Here is a 16,169-nt window from a genome sequence, read left to right as displayed (position 1 = left end):
CCTCCCGGCCGTCCTGCGCGCACCGCGCGCACCGCGGGCCGTGCCCGCAGTACACTGCTGGCACACACACGGGAGTCCGGTCACCGGGCTGAGAGGGAGCGAACGGCGCTCCGACCGTCGAACCTGATCCGGATCATGCCGGCGCAGGGAGGAGTCACCACCATGCCTTCGCGCATCCAGTCAACCGTTCCGTCCACCGGCTCGACGGCACCGGCCCCGAAGCGCTCGCTGCGCTGGCGGGTCGTCGACATCGTCGTCGCCAGCGTCCTCGCCGTCGCACTCGGCGTCGTGTTCAAGGTCTGGGAGTTCCCCTACGAGCCGCTCAGCGCGGCGATGACGCTCGTGCTCCCCGGCACCCAGGCGCTGTTCGGCGGCGTGTGGCTGCTGGCCGGACCCGTCGTCGCCATCGTCGTCCGGAAGCCCGGCGCCGCGCTCTACGGCGAGATCGTCGCGGCGTCCGTGGAGGCACTCTTCGGCACCCAGTGGGGCTGGGGGACGCTCGAGGCGGGACTCGTGCAGGGGCTCGGCGCCGAGCTCGTGCTCGCGCTCTTCCTCTACCGGGTGTACCGCCTGCCGGTCGTCGCGCTCGCCGGCGCCGCAGCCGGCCTCGCCCTCGGCATCAACGACTCGATCCTCTGGTACCCCGGCTACGCGCTCGGGTTCAAGGTCGTCTACATCGTCTGTGCCGTCATCTCCGGCGCGGTGATCGCCGGTCTCGGCTCGTGGTTCCTGGTCCGGGCGCTCGCCCGCACCGGTGTGCTGTCGGCGTTCGCCGCCGGTCGCGAGCACAGCCGGCGCTCCGGCCGGTGACCGCCGCCGCCCGGATCGCGTTCGAGGACTGGGGCTGGCGCTACCCGGAACGCGAGCAGTGGGCCGTCCGAGGTGTCGACCTCGTCGTCGAGCCCGGTGAACGGGTGGCGGTCGTCGGCCCGTCCGGCGCCGGGAAGTCCACGTTGCTCCGGGCCGTGGCCGCCGTGCTCCCGGACGAACCCGACGCGATCGACGACACCGCCGCCGAGGTCGAGGGGACCCTGCTCGTCGACGGTACCGACCCCCGGGACGCCCGCGGCCGGGTCGGCCTCGTCATGCAGGACCCCGAGGCGCACACCGTCATGGCACGCATCGGCGACGACGTGGCGTTCGGCTGCGAGAACCTCGGCGTCCCGCGCGAGGAGACCTGGGACCGTGTCGCGACCGCCTTGGAGGTCGTCGGCCTCGACCTGCCGCTCGACCGCAGCACTGCGCAGCTCTCCGGCGGGCAGCGGCAGCGACTCGCGCTGGCCGGGGTCCTCGCCATGCAACCAGGGGCCCTCGTCCTCGACGAACCCTGCGCGAACCTCGACCCGTCGGGCGTCGCGCAGGTCCACGACGCCGTCCGCGTGCTGCTCGACGCGACCGGCGCCACCCTGCTCGTCGTCGAGCACCGCATCGGCACGTGGCTCGACCTCGTCGACCGGCTGGTGCTGCTCGAACCGGGTGGTGGCGTCGTCGCGGACGGGACTCCCGAGACGGTGCTCGCGTTGCACGGTGTCGCGCTGACGGCTGCCGGCGTGTGGGTCCCCGGTGCCGAGCCCGGCCGGGGGAGCGCCCGGCACGACCGTCACGGAACCCCGAGGGAACTCCTGCGCGCCGCACGCCTCGGGACCGCGCGCGGCCGGCGACAGCCCGTCGGGAGGGGCATCGACCTCGCGGTGCGGTCCGGGCACGTCGTCGCCGTCACGGGGCCGAACGGCATCGGCAAGTCGACGCTCGGCCTGACGCTCGCCGGACTCCTCCGTCCCACGGACGGCACGCTGACGGCCGCGACCGAGCTCGCCGGGGACGCCGGGATCGGTACCGCCCCGCACGCGTGGTCGAGCCGAGCCCTCGCGGCGCGGATCGGCACGGTGTTCCAGGACCCCGAGCACCAGTTCGTCGCGCGGACCGTCCGCGAGGAACTCGCCGCCGGCCCACGAGCCCTCGACCAGGACGGCGTCGACGAACGGGTCGCCGAGCTGCTCGACGAGTTCGGCCTCGCCCACCTCGCGGACGCGAACCCGTTCACCCTGTCCGGCGGAGAACAGCGGCGGCTCGCGATCGCCGCGGTCGTCGCGAGCCGTCCCCCGGTCGTCGTCCTCGACGAGCCGACGTCAGGTCAGGACCGCGCCACGTGGGAGTCCGTCGTGCAGCACCTCGGTGCCCTCGCCGACGCGGGCACCGCGATCGTCGCGGTGACGCACGACCGCGACCTCGTCCGGGCGCTCGACGCCGACGAGGTGGTGCTCGCCGCCGACGGCGTGACCCGAGTCTCGGCCGCGCGGTCCGACGACGCGACGGCACCGACGGCACCGACGGCACCGACGGCACCGACCGCACCTACGGCACCGACCGCACCGACCGCACCGACGGCACCGACGGCCCAGGGGGTGCCGCGGTGACCGCCCAGTCGACCGCGCCCGCACGCCGGACACCACCCGTGCCTCCCGGCCGGCCCCTGCCACCAGCCGCCGTCCGCGGGATCAGCGGCGTCCAGCCCGTCGCCTCGCTCCTCGGGGTCCTCGGCCTCGGGGTGTTCCTCGTCCTGAGCCTCGACGTCGTCTCCGCCGCCGTCGCCCTCGGGCTCGAGCTCGCGCTCCTGCCGCTCCTCCGCATCCCCCCGCGCACGCTGCTGCTCCGGACCTCGCCCGTGCTCCTCGCGGTGCCGCTCACGGCGCTGAGCATCGCGTTGTACGGTCGGCCCTCCGGACGGGAGTGGTTCGACCTCGGCTTCGCGCACGTCACCGACGGCTCCCTGACGCTCGCGCTCGCGACCGCGCTCCGGGTGCTCGCGATCGGCATCCCGGGGGTCGTGCTGTTCATCCGCGCCGACCCGACCGACCTCGCGGACGGGCTCGCCCAGGTGCTCCGCCTCCCCGCCCGGTTCGTGCTCGGGGCGCTCGCGGCGGTGCGGATGGTCACCCTCCTCGGTGACGACTGGCGACAGCTGGCGATGGCCCGCCGAGCCCGCGGACTCGCGGACACCGGCCGGATCCGCCGCGCGGCGTCGATGGCCTTCGCGCTGCTCGTGCTCGCGCTCCGGCGGGGGACCACCCTCGCGGTCGCGATGGAGTCGCGGGGGTTCGGGGCGCCCGGACGACGGACCTGGGCGCGACCGGCGCGCTTCGCGGGCCCGGAGTGGGCGATGGTCGCGATGCTCGTCGGGATCGGGGCGGTCGCCACCGCGGTCGCGATCGCGGCGGGGACCTGGCGTGCCTGACGGCGACGGCCGGGAGGCGCGGGTCGCCCCGGCAGTGTCGGCTGGCGCGCTGGAGTCGGTCGGCGGGCTGGGGTCGGCTGGCGGGCTGGGGTCGGCTGGCGCGCTGGAATCGGTCGGCGGGCTGGCCGCGTCGCTCGCAGCGCACGCGCGCGCTGCGAGCCCGGTGGGCGTTCGCATCGTAGTGCTGCTCGACGGGCGGTCGGGGACGGGCAAGACCACGCTCGCCGACGCGCTCGCCGAACGACTCGACGCCCAGGTCGTCCACCTCGACGACGTCTACCCGGGGTGGGACGGGCTCCGTGCTGCAGCGGACGCGGTCACGACCGACGTCCTCGGCCCGCCGTCGGGCTACCGACGATGGGACTGGACGACCTCCGCACCGGCCGGATGGACAGCGGTCGACCCGACGCTGCCGGTCGTCGTCGAAGGGTGCGGCGCGCTGTCCCGGACATCCGCACCGATGGCTGACCTGCGGGTGTGGCTGGAGGCGGACGACGACGAACGACGGCACCGGGCGATCCGTCGCGACGGCGAGGTCTTCGCCCGCGAGTGGGACCGGTGGGCGGCGCAGGAGCGGGCGTTCATCACGGCCGAGGATCCGGCGTCCCTTGCCGACGTGGTCATCCGGACCTGAGCCCGCCGCGCGCGCCGCTCCTCCCTGCGCCGCTCCTCCCTGCGCCGCTCGTGCCTGCGTCGCGGGTCAGGCCCAGCCGAGCTCGTGCAGCCGCTCGTCGTCGATTCCGTAGTAGTGCCCGATCTCGTGCACGAGGGTCGTGTGCACCTCGTCGCGGAGATCGTCCTCGGTGTCGCACTCGGCAAGATGCGCTGCTCGGAAGACCACGATGCGGTCGGGGAGTTCGCCGAACCCGTACTGGCCTCGTTCGGTCGCCGCCACCCCGTCGTACACGCCGAACAGGTCGGAACCGTCCTCCGGGGCGTCCTCGACGACGAAGGCGACGTTGTCGAGGCCCTCGAGCATGTCGTCCGGCAGCCGGTCGAGCTCGTCGGACACCAGCTGCTCGAAGTCGTCGGCGGACATGTCCATCACGGGGTCATCCTCCCACCGGTGCGTCCTCGAACACTGACCGCGACTGCAGCAGCTCGCCCAAGGCGGGCGCGCTCTTCTCGGCGTAGGCACTCGTCAGGTGGACGAAGTCCTTCTTCACGATCGTCCGCTCGACGAACGCCGGGCAGGTGTCGGCGACACAGAAGAGCGGCCGCGTGTCGAGCACGACCTCGCCCTCGGTCGCTGCTGCGCTCAGTGCCGCGAGCCTGGCCTTCCACGCCGACGACGTCTCGGTGGTGCACGCGGACGGGGTGCCGCCGACGCCGTAGCAGTTCTGGATGCTCTTGCCCGCGGGCGGCGGCGCGACCTGCACGACCTTCCCGACCGATCCTCTCGTGGCGGCGACGTACCGGTGGGTCGCCTCGGACCACTGCGAGTCGGACAGCTGCTCCCCGCCGCCACGGGCCTCGGATGCGGCGAACGTGTTCGTGATGACGAGGACGTCGGGCCGCACGTCGGCGACCTGGTCGAGCGTCGCGCGCCGGAACGCGGCGCAGTCGTCGGCGTCCGGTCCTCCGATGGACTCGTCGATGAACGGGCAGCCGAACGCGGTCCGCGTGACGATGCGCCACCCGGCGAGCGGTCCGCCGTCCTGCAACCGCACGTACCCGTCGATCCAGTGCACGGCGGTCGAGTCGCCGACGAGCATGAGTGTGCGCTCCGCAGTCGGAGCACCGAACGTGCAGACGTCCGGAGCCGGAGCGGGGGAGAGCCGCCCACACTCCGGATGCGTCGTCCCGACCAGGTCGGAGACCGGTCCGCCTTCCAGTTCGGGCCACGAGGTCGCCGACAGCGCCTCGAGCACGCTGCCGCGGAGCGCTTCGAGGTGCGGCTGGTCATCCTGCCCGGGGGCCGTGGGTGCCGTCGATCCGGGCGCGGCGAGCGGCACCGTCGGCACGTCGATCGGTCGGACACGTTCCGTCGCGACCAACGTGAGGACGACGGTGGCGACGAGGGCCGCGCCGATCGCGTTCGCCCGGAGCGATCGCCGCTCTGCCAGGAGCGCGGCTCGGAACCTGCTGCGTTCGCGGCGGTCCCAGAGCGCGAGCGGCGCGAGGGCACTCGGTCGCTCGACCAGGTGGTGGGTGACGGACGCGAGCGCGATGCTGAGCGGGAAGGTCCACCAGACAGCACTCGGGTCGACCGCGCCGATCACGACCAGCACGGGGAAGTGCCACAGGTACAGGGGGTAGCTGATGTTGCCGAGCCACACGAACGGACGAGCGCGGAGCACGGCGACCTCGCTCGAGGTCCCACGAGCGCCGCCCACGAGGATCATCGCCGTCGCGACCACGGGCACGGCGGCCAACGGGCCCGGGAAGTCCTCCTGCCCCGTGATGACGAACGCCGACACCACCACTCCGGTCAGTCCGGCCCAGGAGAGGATCCGTCCGACCCACATCGGCAGGCGGCGCCACGAGGCCGTCCCGAACGCGAGCAGACTCCCCGTGCCGAGTTCCCACGCACGGGCCGTCGTCGAGAAGTACGCACTCGTGGGATCGGTACCGGTCTCGGCCAGGGCCATGACGGCAGAAGCGATGACCGCGGTGGACAGGACGACCATCGCCAGGGCGCGCGGAGCCTTCGTCGTCCGGATGGCGAGCGTGGCCACCAGGACGACCGGGACGACGAGGTAGAACTGCTCCTCGACCGAGAGCGACCAGAAGTGCTGGAAGGGCGACTCCGGGCCGTCGGCGGCGAAGTAGTCGGTCTGCTGGTCGGCGAAGTGCCAGTTCGCCAGGAACGCCAGGCTCCACGTGGCGTCGGCGAACGACTGGGCCGCGCGCTGCGGTACGAGCAGCACGACGCTCGCCAGGGTGGCGGCGATCACGACCACGGCGGCGGGCATGAGCCGGCGGATCCGGCGGCGGTAGAACGCCACCAACGAGATCCGGCCGCGCCGGTCGTGCTCGGCGAGCAGGAGCGACGTGATCAGGAAGCCGGAGATGACGAAGAACACGTCGACGCCGATGAACCCGCCGATCGGGTTCCCCGTGACGTGCTCGAGCACGACGAGGCCCACCGCGACGGCACGCAGCCCCTGGATGTCGAGCCGTTTCGTCGTCGCCGAGCTGCTGGAGGACACCATGGCCCGACGATACTGAAGTATCAGATGGCAGCACAAGCCGAGCCGGGAACGCGAAGAGCCCCGGTCATTGGACCGGGGCTCTTCGTCGTGGGGTGAATAACGGGTCTCGAACCCGCGACCTCCTAGACCACAACCAGGCGCTCTACCAACTGAGCTATATCCACCATGTTCGGACCGGGTGACCGGCGCGACCACTCAATAGTAGTACATGCCGCGGGCCCGTCCGACCACTACTGCGCCAGGCGCGGCTCCCACTTCGCGACGACCTCGGCCTGGACGGCTCGGACGTCCTCGGTGGACGGGCCCGGCTCGGGGACGAAGCCCGCGCGGCGGTAGTACTCGAGCTCGCGGATCGACTCGAGGATGTCGGCCAGGGCACGGTGGCCGCCGTGCTTCTCCGGCGCGTTGAAGTACACGCGCGGGAACCAGCGTCGGCACAGCTCCTTGATGCTCGACACGTCGACGCTCCGGTAGTGCAGGTGGTTGTCCACCCGGGGCATGTACTTGGTGAGGAACGCCCGGTCGGTACCGATGGTGTTGCCGGCCAGGGGAGCGGAGCCCTCGGCCGGGACGTGCGTGAGGATGTACTCGAGCACCTGGTACTCGGCGTCGGCCAGGCTCACGCCGTCCGGGATCTCCTCGATGAGACCCGAGGTCGTGTGCATGTTCGTGACGAACTCGTTCATGTTGTCGAGTGCGGACTGGTCCGGCTTGATCACGATGTCGAAGCCGGGGTGCACGGGCACGAGGTCGAAGTCGGTGATGACGACGGCCACCTCGACGAGTTCGTCGACCGCGAGGTCGAGGCCCGTCATCTCGCAGTCGATCCAGACGAGGCGGTCGTTCGCAGTTGCCATGTCCTCGATCCTAGTCCCGTGCACGGACGGCCCCGCCACGGGTGGTGGCGGAGCCGTCCCGGCGTCCTCACGGTGCGGTCGAGCGTCAGACCATCTCGCCGGCGGTGACCGCCTCGGCCTCGACCCGCTCCGACTCGGGACCGTCGTCCACACGGCGCAGGACGCGGGTCGTGGCGGCGACGACCACGAAAGCGACCGCGACCGATGCCCCGGCGAACACGTAGGCGGCGCTCGGCGCGATGGCGTCGGCCAGCAGGGTCGCCACGGGCGGTGCGATCGCGCCGCCGATGAACCGCACGGCGGAGTACGCGCTGGAGGCCACGGAGCGGGGGAGGTCCGTCGCCTCCATGACGCACTCGGTCAGGACGGTGTTGAGCACGCCGAGCACGAGGCCGCCGATGATGACGCAGATGATCAAGCCGACCTGCGACGACACGACCACGGCCGCGGCGAACAGATCGAGCGCGAGCAGCGGGAGTGCGATCTTCAGCACGGTCGTCCGCCGGAGGCGTGCGGTGAGCATCGGCGCCACCCAGACCGACGTGATCGCGAGTCCGACACCCCAGCCGAAGAACGTGAACCCGATCCCGATTGCGCCGAACCCGAGCGGGAAGGGCGTGTACGCCAGCAGGACGAAGAAGCCGATGTTGTAGAACAGCGCGGTCACGGCGAGGGCCGCGAGGGCCGGCCGGCCGAGGGCGCGGAACGGGGCGGACAGCTTCGTCGGCGTCGGCTTCTCGATGCCGGACGTCTTCAGCAGCGTCACGATGGCGATGAACGCGATGGCCATGAGCGTCGTGACGCCGAAGAACGGTCCGCGCCAGCTGACGTTGCCGAGCAGGCCGCCGACGAGCGGTCCGATCGCGATGCCGAGGCCGAGCGCCGCCTCGTACAGGATGATCGCCGATGCGGTGCCACCGGACGCCGCCCCGACGATGGTCGCGAGGGCGGTCGAGATGAAGAGCGCGTTGCCGAGGCCCCAGCCGGCGCGGAAGTCGATGATGCTCCACACGCTGTTCGACGTGGCGGCGAGCACCGAGAACACCACGATCAGCGCGAGGCCGATGAGCAGGGTGTTCTTCGGCCCGATCCGGCTCGACACCCAGCTGGTGAAGAACATCGCGACGCCCGTGACGGCGAGGTAGCTCGTGAAGAGCAGCTCGGTCTGCGCCGCCGTGGCCTTGAGGGACGAGGCGATCGCGGGGAGGATGGGGTCGACGAGGCCGATGCCCATGAAGGCGACGACGCAGGCGAAGGCGATGGCCCAGACCGCGGAGGACTGCTTCAGGATGCTGCCGGAGGCGGCGGGTGCGTGGGCGTTCACGCGGTGATCTCCGTTCGTGTGGTGGTGGCGCTGCGGGCGGCGATGACGGCGGCTGCTTCGTGCAGCGCGTCCCACTCGTCGTCGGTGAGGTCGGCGAAGAGCGGCCCGACCGTCCGCGTGAGGGTGGCGCGCCAGGCGACGAGGCGGTCGCGCCCGGCGTCCGTGATCGTGATGAGCTGGCCCCGCGAGTCGTCGGGGTCCACGGTGCGTGAGACCAGGCCGTCGTCGAGCATGCCGGCGACGAGGCGGGTCATCGTGGGTTGTGCGACCCGGGACGCCTCGGCGAGCTCGCCGAGGCGGAGCGGCTGGTCGGTCTCGAGGATGCCGAGCGTGCGCCAGACCGCGGGGGAGGTCGTGTTGCCGGTGGACCGGACGGCGGTGCGGATCAACCGGTTCACGGAGACGAGGAGCGTCTCGACCGTCTGCTCGCGGGATGTTTCCATAGCTGAACTATATAGCCATGCTATGGATCAGTCAACAGGTGTGCCCTGGTACAAGGGATGCATGAGTGACATCACGATCTCCGAGGGTGACGAGTACACCGCGATCTTCCACGGCGGCCCCTTCGACGGCACGACCGACACCCGCACCGCCACGGGTGATTCGCTGGACGACGAGATCACCGTCTACGCCGACGTCGAGGGCCTCCAGACCGCCTTCGCCTACCGCCTCACCAAGTCGCGCCAGGTGCTCGACCAGACCTCCGGCGAGTACACCTACGACCCGTCCGACTCCGACCCGGTGGACGACCTCCAGGACCGCGGCGACCGTTCCGGCGAGTTCGACCGGGAGTAGACGGACGACGCGCGGCGTTGGCTCCGTCGTGCGACTCGACCTCTGGACTTCCGCCTTCTGCGCGCCGTGCGCCGCTGCGCGTCGCGTCGCCGCCGAGGCGACGGCGCTCGTCCCGGTCCTGACGGTCGTCGAGCGGGACGTCGCGTCCCGTCCGGACGATGCGGAGCGCCTCGGCATCCGTTCGACGCCCACGATCATCGTGCGGCGTGAGGACGGTACCGAGGTGTTCCGCTCAACCGGCGTCCCGACGCGCGACCAGTTGCTGGTCGCGGTCGCGAAGGCGCTCTAGTCCGTCGGACCGGCCCGGCCTGGAGGCACGGATCACCTTCCTGGCGAGCTGTTTCGTCCCGCGGACGGGTGTCCCGATCACCAGCGCCACGACGCCCAGCGCCGAGCGGTCGTCCCGCCCGAGCGCGGTCTTCCGTTCCCAGGCCCGACGGAGCGCGCCACCCCGGCTGCGCCGGGCTGCCGGACGGTCCTGCAGGGCACCGGCATCCCGTCGCCGCATGAGCTCCTCGGCCTGCGCCGCCCAGTCGTCGTCCGACGCGGGGTGGAAGTGGTTGTCCCGCATCCACTCGGGGCGGACGGTCCGGAACCGGCCCGCCACCAGGTCCGACGCGTCACCCGGGAGTCCGCTGCCCACGAAGACCTCGTTGATGAGGTGCGGGGCGACGCCGAAGTCCGTGAGGGTGAGGGCGGGCACGCCGGCGCTGACGGCCTCGAGGACGGCGGTCGAGCTCACCGTGACGAGGGCGACCGCGCGTTCGAGGTGCTCGGCCATCGGGCCCGTCTCGACCACGAGGTTCGCCGGGGCGTCCTGCGGGATGAGGTCGGCGTAGGGGTACTGCTCGCGGTGGGTCTGCTGCTCGCCCGCGGTCGCGCGGACCTTGATCACGACCCGCCACTCCGGGTGGGTCGCAGCGGTCGCGGCGAGCCACTGCACGATGCGCCGTCGGTCGACCGGGTCGGCCGGGACGCTCGGTTGGGCCGCGAACACGACCGAGTCACGGGCGGTCGTCGTGCCCTCGGTCCGCGCGCTGCGCTCGGCCGTCGGTCGCGCGAACGGGAGGGTGGCGAGGGCGAACGCGGGCACGAGGCCGCCGCCCACGGCGAGCTCCTCGTACGCCCGGACCTCGCGGTGGCTGTGCAGGACGAAGAGGTCGGCCCGGGCACGGAAGAACAGCCCCTTCCACTTCGCCGGGAAGGAGATGCCCGGGAGGCCGGTGAGGAGTACGGGCCGGTCCGGCACCCGCCGGTGCACCTGGTCGATCACGAGCTCCGCGACCGGTCCGATCAGGGACACGAGCACCGCGTCCGGCGGGTCCGTTCGCAGGCGGTCGATGATCGCGTCGACGTCCGTCGGTGCCGGCGGACGCGAGGCCAGCGCGGCCAGGCGCCGGTCGAGCCCCCGGAACGCGGCGCCGAGTTGCGCCGTACTCGCCGTCCGCGGGGTCCGCACGACCACCAGCTCGAGGTCCCAGTGCTCGGGTGCGGCCGCGAGCAGGTGCGCGCCCCACTTGGCGAAGGAGTCCGTGTCGACCAGGCCGACCACGCGCCGGAGGCGGGTCGTCGTCGCGGAGGTGTGCCGTGCCTCCAGGCCGATCGTCGGGGAACCCGAGGTCTGCGTCACGCGACCACCCGGCGGAGCTTGGCGAGGGGCGCCTCCTCGCCGGGGAACACGCGCTTCACGCCGTCGCCGAGCGCGGTCTCGATGATCCGCACGTCGCGCGCGAGCGTCGCGAGCCCGTGCGGCTCGAGGGATGCCGCGTGGTCGGAGCCCCACATGGTCCGGTCGAGCGTGATGTGGCGTTCGAGGGCGGTCGCGCCGAGGGCGACGGCCGCGATCGAGATCTGCAGGCCGGGCTCGTGCCCCGAGTAGCCGACCGGGACGCCCGCGTACCGGAGGGCGAGGGTGTCGATCATGCGGAGGTTCGCCTCCTCGGGCGGGAGCGGGTACGTCGACGTGGCGTGCATGAGGACGAGCCGGTCGGTGCCGAGCGTCGCGACGGCGCGGTCGATCTGCTCGAGCGTGGACATGCCGGTGGACAGGATCACCGGCTTGTCGGTCGCGGCCACGGCGGTGAGGAGCTCGAGGTCGGTGACCGACGCCGAGGCGATCTTGTACGCGACGACGTTCAGGTCCTCGAGGAACGCGACCGAGGGGACGTCCCACGGGGAGGCGAACCAGTCGAGGCCGCGGAGGGTGGCGTGGTCGCCGATCGCGATGTACTGCTCTCGGTCGAACTCGACGCGGTACCGGTACTCGAGGTAGGTCATCTCGCCCCACGGCGTCGAACGCGGCGTCTGCTTCATGTGCTCCGGCGTGGAGATCTCCGGCGTCCGCTTCTGGAACTTCACCGCCTGCAGGCCGGCGTCGGCGGCGACGTCGATGAGCCGCTTGGCGATGTCGACGTCGCCGTTGTGGTTGAGGCCGATCTCGCCGATGAGGTACGCGGGGTGGCCCGCGCCGATCGTGGACGTGCCGATGGTGACGGTCATGGTGCTCCTGGTGCTTCGGTGGATGCGGGGACGGGGACGGGGAGGTGTGCGGAGCCGTCTGCGTCCGGTCGCGTCGTCGCGATCGCCTCGGCCGTGCCGAGGTCGGCCTCGTCGTCGATGTCGACGGCGGTCGCCGCGTCGACGACCGCCAGCTCCACCCGTCCGAAGAAGCGGTGCCGGTGCCGGCGGAACCCGTCGACGTGGAGGACGTAGAAGGCGCCCGTCTCCCGGAACTCGGGATCGCGGTCCTGACGCCGCGGCCGGACCGACGCGTCGTGGTTCACCGCGACGGCGCGACCGTCCGCCTCGACCCGCCAGAGGAAGGCGTGCGAGGGCGCTCCGGCGAACACCACGTCCGCGCCGCCCTCGAGCACGCGTCGGACCGCGGACTCAAGGTCTGCCGGGTCGGTGAACGGCGACGTCGCCTGCAGGAACACGAGGACCTCGGGCACCTCGTCGTGCATCCGCTCGAGGACGTCGAGCACGTGCAGCAGCGCGGACTCGCTCGACGCGGTGTCGCCGGCGAGGTCGGCCGGGCGGTGCAGCACGCGGGCGCCGGCGGCGCGGGCCTCGTCGGCGATGTCCGGACCGTCGGTGGACACCACGACCGTGTCCACGGACGGCGTCGCCAGTGCGGCGTCGACCGCTCGCGCGACCAGGCTGCGGCCGCCCACCCGGCGGAGGTTCTTCCCCGGGATGCCCTTCGAACCGGCGCGTGCCGGGACGACGGCGAGGACACGACCCACGGAGTGCATGCGTCGGACGCTAGGGACGGCGGGTGTCGCCCAGGCGAACGCGAGGGGGTCACCAGTGGGAACACTCAGGAACCAGCGGGGGTGGCGCGCCGTCCGCTACCGTCGTGCGGTGCTCTCCGCCGCCGACGTCCTCGACCCAGCCCCGCGTCGTGTCCTGGTCGCCGGGGTGTCGGGCGTCGGGAAGACGACCACCGCCCGCCGCATCGCCTCGGCCTCGGGCCTGCCGCACACCGAGATCGACGCGCTCTTCCACGGTCCGGACTGGGAGCCGCGGCCCACCTTCGTCCAGGACGTCGAGCGGTTCTCGAGCGGGCCGGCGTGGGTGACCGAGTGGATGTACGGCCCGGTGCGCGAGCTGCTCGTCGAGCGAGCCGACACCCTCGTGTGGGTGGACCTGCCGACCCGGGTCGCGCTCTGGCGGCTGTTCCGTCGGACCCTCCGCCGACGCCTCCGCCGGGTCGAGCTCTGGAACGGCAACGTCGAGCCGCCGCTCTGGACGTTCTTCACCGATCGGGAGCACATCCTCCGCTGGGGCATCTCGACCAGGAACGCGACCCGGCAGCGCGTGCCGCCCCTCGAGCGGTCGGCGCCCCACCTGCGCATCGTGCACCTCCGCTCACAGCGCGAGGTCGACGTGTTCGTCCAGCGGCTGGAGCGGCCCTCGGTCTAGAATCGTCGCCGTCCGCCTCCGTAGCTCAGTGGATAGAGCAGGTGGTTTCTACCCACCGTGCCGCGGGTTCGATTCCTGCCGGGGGCACCGACGACGAAGGCCGCCACCCCGTCGGGTGGCGGCCTCCACGCGGTGCTCCTGCGCCTCAGTCGTCGTCGTCCGAGGACCGGCGTCGGATCTCGTTGGCGCTGATCGGCTGCGTGTACGGTGCCTCGTCGGTCTCGTGTGCGTCCGCCGGTTCGGCCGGCGCACCCTCGACGCGGGTCGGCACGGACCTGGTGCTCGGGGACGTCACGGTCGATGCCGGACGGTTCACGTGCGCGTCGGCAGCGGTCGGACGGGCCACCGGCGGCGGGACCTCGCGGTCGCGCTGGCCCGGACGCGCGGCATCGGTCTCGTCCACCACGCCGGTCTCGTCGTCGCCGCGTGTCTCCTCGATGACGCGAGTCTCGGCGGCGCGTGCGTCGGCGGTCCGTGCGTCGGTGGTGGGTGTGTCGGCGTCGGCCGGGCCGCGCGTGACCGTCGCCGGTGCCGACACCGGACGGGACGCAGGCGAGCCGAGCGTCGGGCGCACCGGCGGCTGCTGCGGCGAACCGGTCACGTCGCCGTACGGGCGCGTCACTCCGTCGCCGAGCGGGGTCGTCGCCGCGGTGGCGACCAGGCCGGCGGAGGTGGCCTGGCCGGCGGGGGACGGGGTGTTCGCCGACGGGGTGGACGGCCGGAGGGACGTGGTGGTCGGGGTGGCGGCGGGTGCGTCGATCGGTCGCGCCGAGACCTGGTCGGCGTTCCAGTCCTGCTGGCGCTTCACGAGCTCGGCGTCGGGGTCCGGGCTCTCGAACTTCCACCGCTCGAGGTCGCTCTTGAACAGCTTGCGGGCGCGGTTCGGGCGTGCCTGCCACTCGAGCAGCCGGTCGCGGAACTCGGCGAGCGACTGCTCCGCCTGGAAGGAGAACGTCGACGAGTTCTTCTTGATGTCGGCGATCTCGTGCTGGGCCCAGTTGGCGGCCGTGGGGGCACCGCTGACCGGTAGGAGCCGGAGCCGCACGTCGGCGTCCTCGGCCAGGTGGTCGGCGTAGGCGCGCTCGTCGTGCCCGAGGGAACCCCAGACCGCTGCCTTGCGCGCTGCGGAGATGATGGCCGCGACGGCGCTGTTCCGCGCCTCGCGTTCCTGCAGGGAGACCACACGCTTGGTCGCGCCGCGGCCGATGAGCGCGGCGACGACACCGGCCACCACGATGGCGACGAAGGGGCTGACGGCGCCCGACAGCACTCGCCACCCCGCGTCCGACGCGGTCCAGTCGATCAGGTCGTTCCACCAGTTCATGCGCGAACCGTACCGACCGAGTGCGGCGCCGACGGGGAGGCCGTGCGGCGATCCGCGCATCCGCGCGTCACGCGGCGCTGCGACGTCGTCCGCGCCGCTGTCGTCCATGCCGCTGTCGTCCGCGCCGCTGTCGTGCTCGCGGTGTCGAGCACGGTGCGGTCGGCGCGCAGTCGGGTGCGCGCTCCGGCGCCCACGGCGTTCAGCCCCAGCGGAGGCAGTCGACCGCGTCGTCGGCCGACCAGACGTCGGGGAACGCGACGAAGCGCCGCTCGGTCGCGACGTAGCGGCGGGCGCGGTAGGCCGTGCCACCGGCGACGTCCACCCGGTCGACGTAGCCGACGATCTCGCCGTTGGCCCGGGTGACGCGGCTGAGGTCGTCACGGACGTCGAGGATGCGGAGGTCGCCCCGGCTGCGGGCCACGGAGGCCGTGCGGAGCCGGAAGGTCGGTTCGGTCGTGGTGTGCACGGGGTGTCCTCCTGCGGGTGCGTTGTCGTGGTTCGTGGTGACGACGCTACGGACGACCACCGACACGCCGCGCCTCGCGGCGACGTCGGTGGAGCCCGCTCCCGGCTCGGGGGCCCGTGGAGGAACCGCTCGTCCACGGAGCACCGCTCGGGCCCGCCGATCCTGGGGTCGCGGACCGGTCGCGCGGTACGGTGGGGTCATGACGACGTTCGTGCTCGCCGGCGGTTGCTTCTGGTGCCTCGACGCGGTGTACCGCACCCTCCAGGGCGTGCAGGACGTCGTGTCCGGCTACGTCGGCGGGACGACGGACGACCCGACCTACGAGCTCGTCTGCACCGGCACGACCGGTCACGCCGAGGCCGTCGCGGTGACCTTCGACGAGACGGTGCTCCCGGCGGACGTCGTCCTCGACGTCTTCTTCACCCTGCACGACCCGCGTCAGCTGAACCGGCAGGGCGCCGACGTCGGGACCCAGTACCGGTCCGCGATGTTCCCGGCGGACGACGAGCAACGTGCCCGCTTCGAGCGCGCGATCCAGCGTGCGTCGGACATGTGGGACGGCGGTGTCGTGACGACGATCGAGCCGCTCTCGACGTTCCACCGCGCGGAGGAGTACCACCAGGACTTCTTCGCGAAGAACCCCGGCCAGGGCTACTGCCTCGCGGTGGCGCTGCCGAAGGTGAACAAGGTCCGCAAGGCCTACAGTCAGTACATCCTGGCGTCCTAGCCACGGGCGTCGGGGCCACGAGGAGGTGGTCGATCGATGACGAACAACACGATGACAGCTGGTTCCACGACCTGGGTGGCGGTGGGACCCGCCGGCGCGGTCGGGAGCATCCACCGCGAGCCGGACGGCTTCCACGTCGAGCTCTACGGCCGACGAGGGACCGGCTCGGTGTTCCCGTCGCTCGACTCGGCCAAGAGCGCGGTCCACGCCGCGATGGGTCCGCTCGCGGACCGGCCTGAGTTCCGCGCGCACTGACGGGCGCTCCGAGTGGGTGGTGAGCCGTTCCGGCCTGGAGGCACGGGGCACGTCTCCTGCACAGGTCGCCTCGTGCTCGCAGTGATCCACAGAACGGGGCCCGGGCC

At 72.4% G+C, this 16,169-nt stretch carries 19 protein-coding genes, 2 tRNA genes and 1 riboswitch; of the genes, 10 read left to right on the top strand and 11 right to left on the bottom strand.

The window, feature by feature from the left end:
• Positions 1-58 precede the first annotated feature (58 nt).
• Positions 59-168, top strand: a riboswitch (TPP riboswitch).
• The 4 genes from ACSW7Y_RS10090 (at position 163) to ACSW7Y_RS10075 (ending at position 3,869) form a co-directional block, all read left to right on the top strand.
• Positions 163-810: an ECF transporter S component gene (locus ACSW7Y_RS10090; RefSeq protein WP_438126161.1), complete on the top strand. Its 648-nt coding sequence runs from the start codon at positions 163-165 to the stop codon at positions 808-810. It overlaps the preceding riboswitch by 6 nt.
• Positions 807-2,417 carry an ABC transporter ATP-binding protein gene (locus tag ACSW7Y_RS10085; RefSeq protein ID WP_438126160.1) on the top strand — a complete coding sequence of 537 codons (1,611 nt, stop codon included), beginning with the start codon at positions 807-809 and terminating at the stop codon, positions 2,415-2,417. The genes ACSW7Y_RS10090 and ACSW7Y_RS10085 overlap by 4 nt, the downstream gene beginning before the upstream one ends.
• Positions 2,414-3,235: an energy-coupling factor transporter transmembrane component T family protein gene (locus tag ACSW7Y_RS10080; RefSeq protein ID WP_438126159.1), complete on the top strand. Its 822-nt coding sequence runs from the start codon at positions 2,414-2,416 to the stop codon at positions 3,233-3,235. Before ACSW7Y_RS10085 ends, ACSW7Y_RS10080 begins: the two co-directional genes overlap by 4 nt.
• Positions 3,236-3,398: 163 nt before the next feature.
• Positions 3,399-3,869, top strand: a complete 471-nt coding sequence (locus ACSW7Y_RS10075) for an ATP-binding protein (protein ID WP_438126158.1) — start codon at positions 3,399-3,401, stop codon at positions 3,867-3,869.
• A gap of 66 nt (positions 3,870-3,935) precedes the next feature.
• Here the strand turns inward: ACSW7Y_RS10075 and ACSW7Y_RS10070 are convergent, their stop codons facing one another.
• The 6 genes from ACSW7Y_RS10070 to ACSW7Y_RS10045 form a co-directional block, all read right to left on the bottom strand.
• Entirely contained in the window at positions 3,936-4,280 is a 345-nt protein-coding gene (locus ACSW7Y_RS10070) for a metallopeptidase family protein (protein WP_438126162.1), read from the bottom strand.
• 7 nt (positions 4,281-4,287) lie between these two features.
• A complete protein-coding gene (locus ACSW7Y_RS10065; protein WP_438126157.1) occupies positions 4,288-6,390 on the bottom strand; it encodes an acyltransferase family protein in 2,103 nt (700 codons plus the stop codon).
• 88 nt (positions 6,391-6,478) lie between these two features.
• Positions 6,479-6,554, bottom strand: a tRNA-His gene (locus ACSW7Y_RS10060).
• 66 nt (positions 6,555-6,620) lie between these two features.
• Complete coding sequence (orn, locus tag ACSW7Y_RS10055) at positions 6,621-7,247, bottom strand: oligoribonuclease (protein WP_438126156.1); 627 nt, start codon at positions 7,245-7,247, stop codon at positions 6,621-6,623.
• Between the two features lie 85 nt (positions 7,248-7,332).
• Positions 7,333-8,571 (bottom strand): MFS transporter, encoded by a 1,239-nt coding sequence (locus ACSW7Y_RS10050; protein ID WP_438126155.1) that lies wholly within the window; start codon positions 8,569-8,571, stop codon positions 7,333-7,335.
• The gene (locus ACSW7Y_RS10045; protein WP_438126154.1) at positions 8,568-9,014 is read right to left on the bottom strand and encodes a MarR family winged helix-turn-helix transcriptional regulator; all 447 of its coding nucleotides are present in this window, start codon (positions 9,012-9,014) and stop codon (positions 8,568-8,570) included. The genes ACSW7Y_RS10050 and ACSW7Y_RS10045 overlap by 4 nt, the downstream gene beginning before the upstream one ends.
• Positions 9,015-9,075: 61 nt before the next feature.
• Here ACSW7Y_RS10045 and ACSW7Y_RS10040 point away from each other — a divergent pair, with 61 nt between their 5' ends.
• Positions 9,076-9,366, top strand: a complete 291-nt coding sequence (locus tag ACSW7Y_RS10040) for an oligoribonuclease (RefSeq protein ID WP_438126153.1) — start codon at positions 9,076-9,078, stop codon at positions 9,364-9,366.
• A 28-nt stretch (positions 9,367-9,394) separates the two neighbouring features.
• Positions 9,395-9,655: a thioredoxin domain-containing protein gene (locus ACSW7Y_RS10035; RefSeq protein WP_438126152.1), complete on the top strand. Its 261-nt coding sequence runs from the start codon at positions 9,395-9,397 to the stop codon at positions 9,653-9,655.
• Here the strand turns inward: ACSW7Y_RS10035 and ACSW7Y_RS10030 are convergent.
• The 3 genes from ACSW7Y_RS10030 to ACSW7Y_RS10020 are packed head-to-tail and all read right to left on the bottom strand — an operon-like array spanning position 9,599 to position 12,620.
• Positions 9,599-10,996, bottom strand: coding sequence for a DUF6716 putative glycosyltransferase (locus ACSW7Y_RS10030; RefSeq protein ID WP_438126151.1), 1,398 nt, complete (start codon positions 10,994-10,996; stop codon positions 9,599-9,601). The genes ACSW7Y_RS10035 and ACSW7Y_RS10030 overlap by 57 nt on opposite strands.
• Positions 10,993-11,865, bottom strand: a complete 873-nt coding sequence (locus ACSW7Y_RS10025) for an N-acetylneuraminate synthase family protein (RefSeq protein WP_438126150.1) — start codon at positions 11,863-11,865, stop codon at positions 10,993-10,995. The genes ACSW7Y_RS10030 and ACSW7Y_RS10025 overlap by 4 nt, the downstream gene beginning before the upstream one ends.
• Entirely contained in the window at positions 11,862-12,620 is a 759-nt protein-coding gene (locus ACSW7Y_RS10020) for a cytidylyltransferase domain-containing protein (protein ID WP_438126149.1), read from the bottom strand. Before ACSW7Y_RS10020 ends, ACSW7Y_RS10025 begins: the two co-directional genes overlap by 4 nt.
• A 109-nt stretch (positions 12,621-12,729) precedes the next feature.
• Between ACSW7Y_RS10020 and ACSW7Y_RS10015 the strand changes: the two genes are divergently transcribed.
• Together ACSW7Y_RS10015 and ACSW7Y_RS10010 are read left to right on the top strand one after the other, a co-directional pair.
• Complete coding sequence (locus tag ACSW7Y_RS10015) at positions 12,730-13,290, top strand: AAA family ATPase (protein WP_438126148.1); 561 nt, start codon at positions 12,730-12,732, stop codon at positions 13,288-13,290.
• Between the two features lie 14 nt (positions 13,291-13,304).
• A tRNA-Arg gene (locus ACSW7Y_RS10010) sits at positions 13,305-13,377 on the top strand.
• Between the two features lie 58 nt (positions 13,378-13,435).
• Here ACSW7Y_RS10010 and ACSW7Y_RS10005 read toward each other — a convergent pair.
• Together ACSW7Y_RS10005 and ACSW7Y_RS10000 are read right to left on the bottom strand one after the other, a co-directional pair.
• Positions 13,436-14,722 (bottom strand): hypothetical protein, encoded by a 1,287-nt coding sequence (locus ACSW7Y_RS10005; protein WP_438126147.1) that lies wholly within the window; start codon positions 14,720-14,722, stop codon positions 13,436-13,438.
• A 91-nt stretch (positions 14,723-14,813) separates the two neighbouring features.
• Positions 14,814-15,080, bottom strand: a complete 267-nt coding sequence (locus tag ACSW7Y_RS10000; protein WP_438126146.1) for a hypothetical protein — start codon at positions 15,078-15,080, stop codon at positions 14,814-14,816.
• A 199-nt stretch (positions 15,081-15,279) separates the two neighbouring features.
• On the opposite strand from ACSW7Y_RS10000, the gene msrA reads away from it, so the two are divergent.
• Positions 15,280-15,807 (top strand): peptide-methionine (S)-S-oxide reductase MsrA, encoded by a 528-nt coding sequence (gene msrA, locus ACSW7Y_RS09995; protein WP_438126145.1) that lies wholly within the window; start codon positions 15,280-15,282, stop codon positions 15,805-15,807.
• Positions 15,808-15,843: 36 nt separating this feature from the next.
• Positions 15,844-16,062: a methyltransferase gene (locus ACSW7Y_RS09990; protein ID WP_438126144.1), complete on the top strand. Its 219-nt coding sequence runs from the start codon at positions 15,844-15,846 to the stop codon at positions 16,060-16,062.
• Positions 16,063-16,169 lie beyond the last annotated feature (107 nt).

Origin of the sequence: Curtobacterium flaccumfaciens (assembly GCF_051548005.1) — a bacterium.
GTDB lineage: Bacteria > Actinomycetota > Actinomycetes > Actinomycetales > Microbacteriaceae > Curtobacterium.
The sequence above is the reverse complement of the archived record's forward strand: the minus strand, read 5'-3'. Positions and strand labels throughout refer to the sequence as shown.

Bases quoted from the DNA above. Each gene is read 5' to 3' on its own strand.
- ACSW7Y_RS09990 (WP_438126144.1), top strand. From the start codon at position 15,844: ATGACGAACAACACGATGACAGCTGGTTCCACGACCTGGGTGGCGGTG.
- msrA (WP_438126145.1), top strand. From the start codon at position 15,280: ATGACGACGTTCGTGCTCGCCGGCGGTTGCTTCTGGTGCCTCGACGCG.
- ACSW7Y_RS10090 (WP_438126161.1), top strand. From the start codon at position 163: ATGCCTTCGCGCATCCAGTCAACCGTTCCGTCCACCGGCTCGACGGCA.
- ACSW7Y_RS10005 (WP_438126147.1), bottom strand. From the start codon at position 14,722: ATGGACGACAGCGGCGCGGACGACGTCGCAGCGCCGCGTGACGCGCGG.
- ACSW7Y_RS10045 (WP_438126154.1), bottom strand. From the start codon at position 9,014: ATGGAAACATCCCGCGAGCAGACGGTCGAGACGCTCCTCGTCTCCGTG.
- ACSW7Y_RS10020 (WP_438126149.1), bottom strand. From the start codon at position 12,620: ATGCACTCCGTGGGTCGTGTCCTCGCCGTCGTCCCGGCACGCGCCGGT.
- orn (WP_438126156.1), bottom strand. From the start codon at position 7,247: ATGGCAACTGCGAACGACCGCCTCGTCTGGATCGACTGCGAGATGACG.
- ACSW7Y_RS10070 (WP_438126162.1), bottom strand. From the start codon at position 4,280: ATGGACATGTCCGCCGACGACTTCGAGCAGCTGGTGTCCGACGAGCTC.
- ACSW7Y_RS10025 (WP_438126150.1), bottom strand. From the start codon at position 11,865: ATGACCGTCACCATCGGCACGTCCACGATCGGCGCGGGCCACCCCGCG.
- ACSW7Y_RS10065 (WP_438126157.1), bottom strand. From the start codon at position 6,390: ATGGTGTCCTCCAGCAGCTCGGCGACGACGAAACGGCTCGACATCCAG.
- ACSW7Y_RS10040 (WP_438126153.1), top strand. From the start codon at position 9,076: ATGAGTGACATCACGATCTCCGAGGGTGACGAGTACACCGCGATCTTC.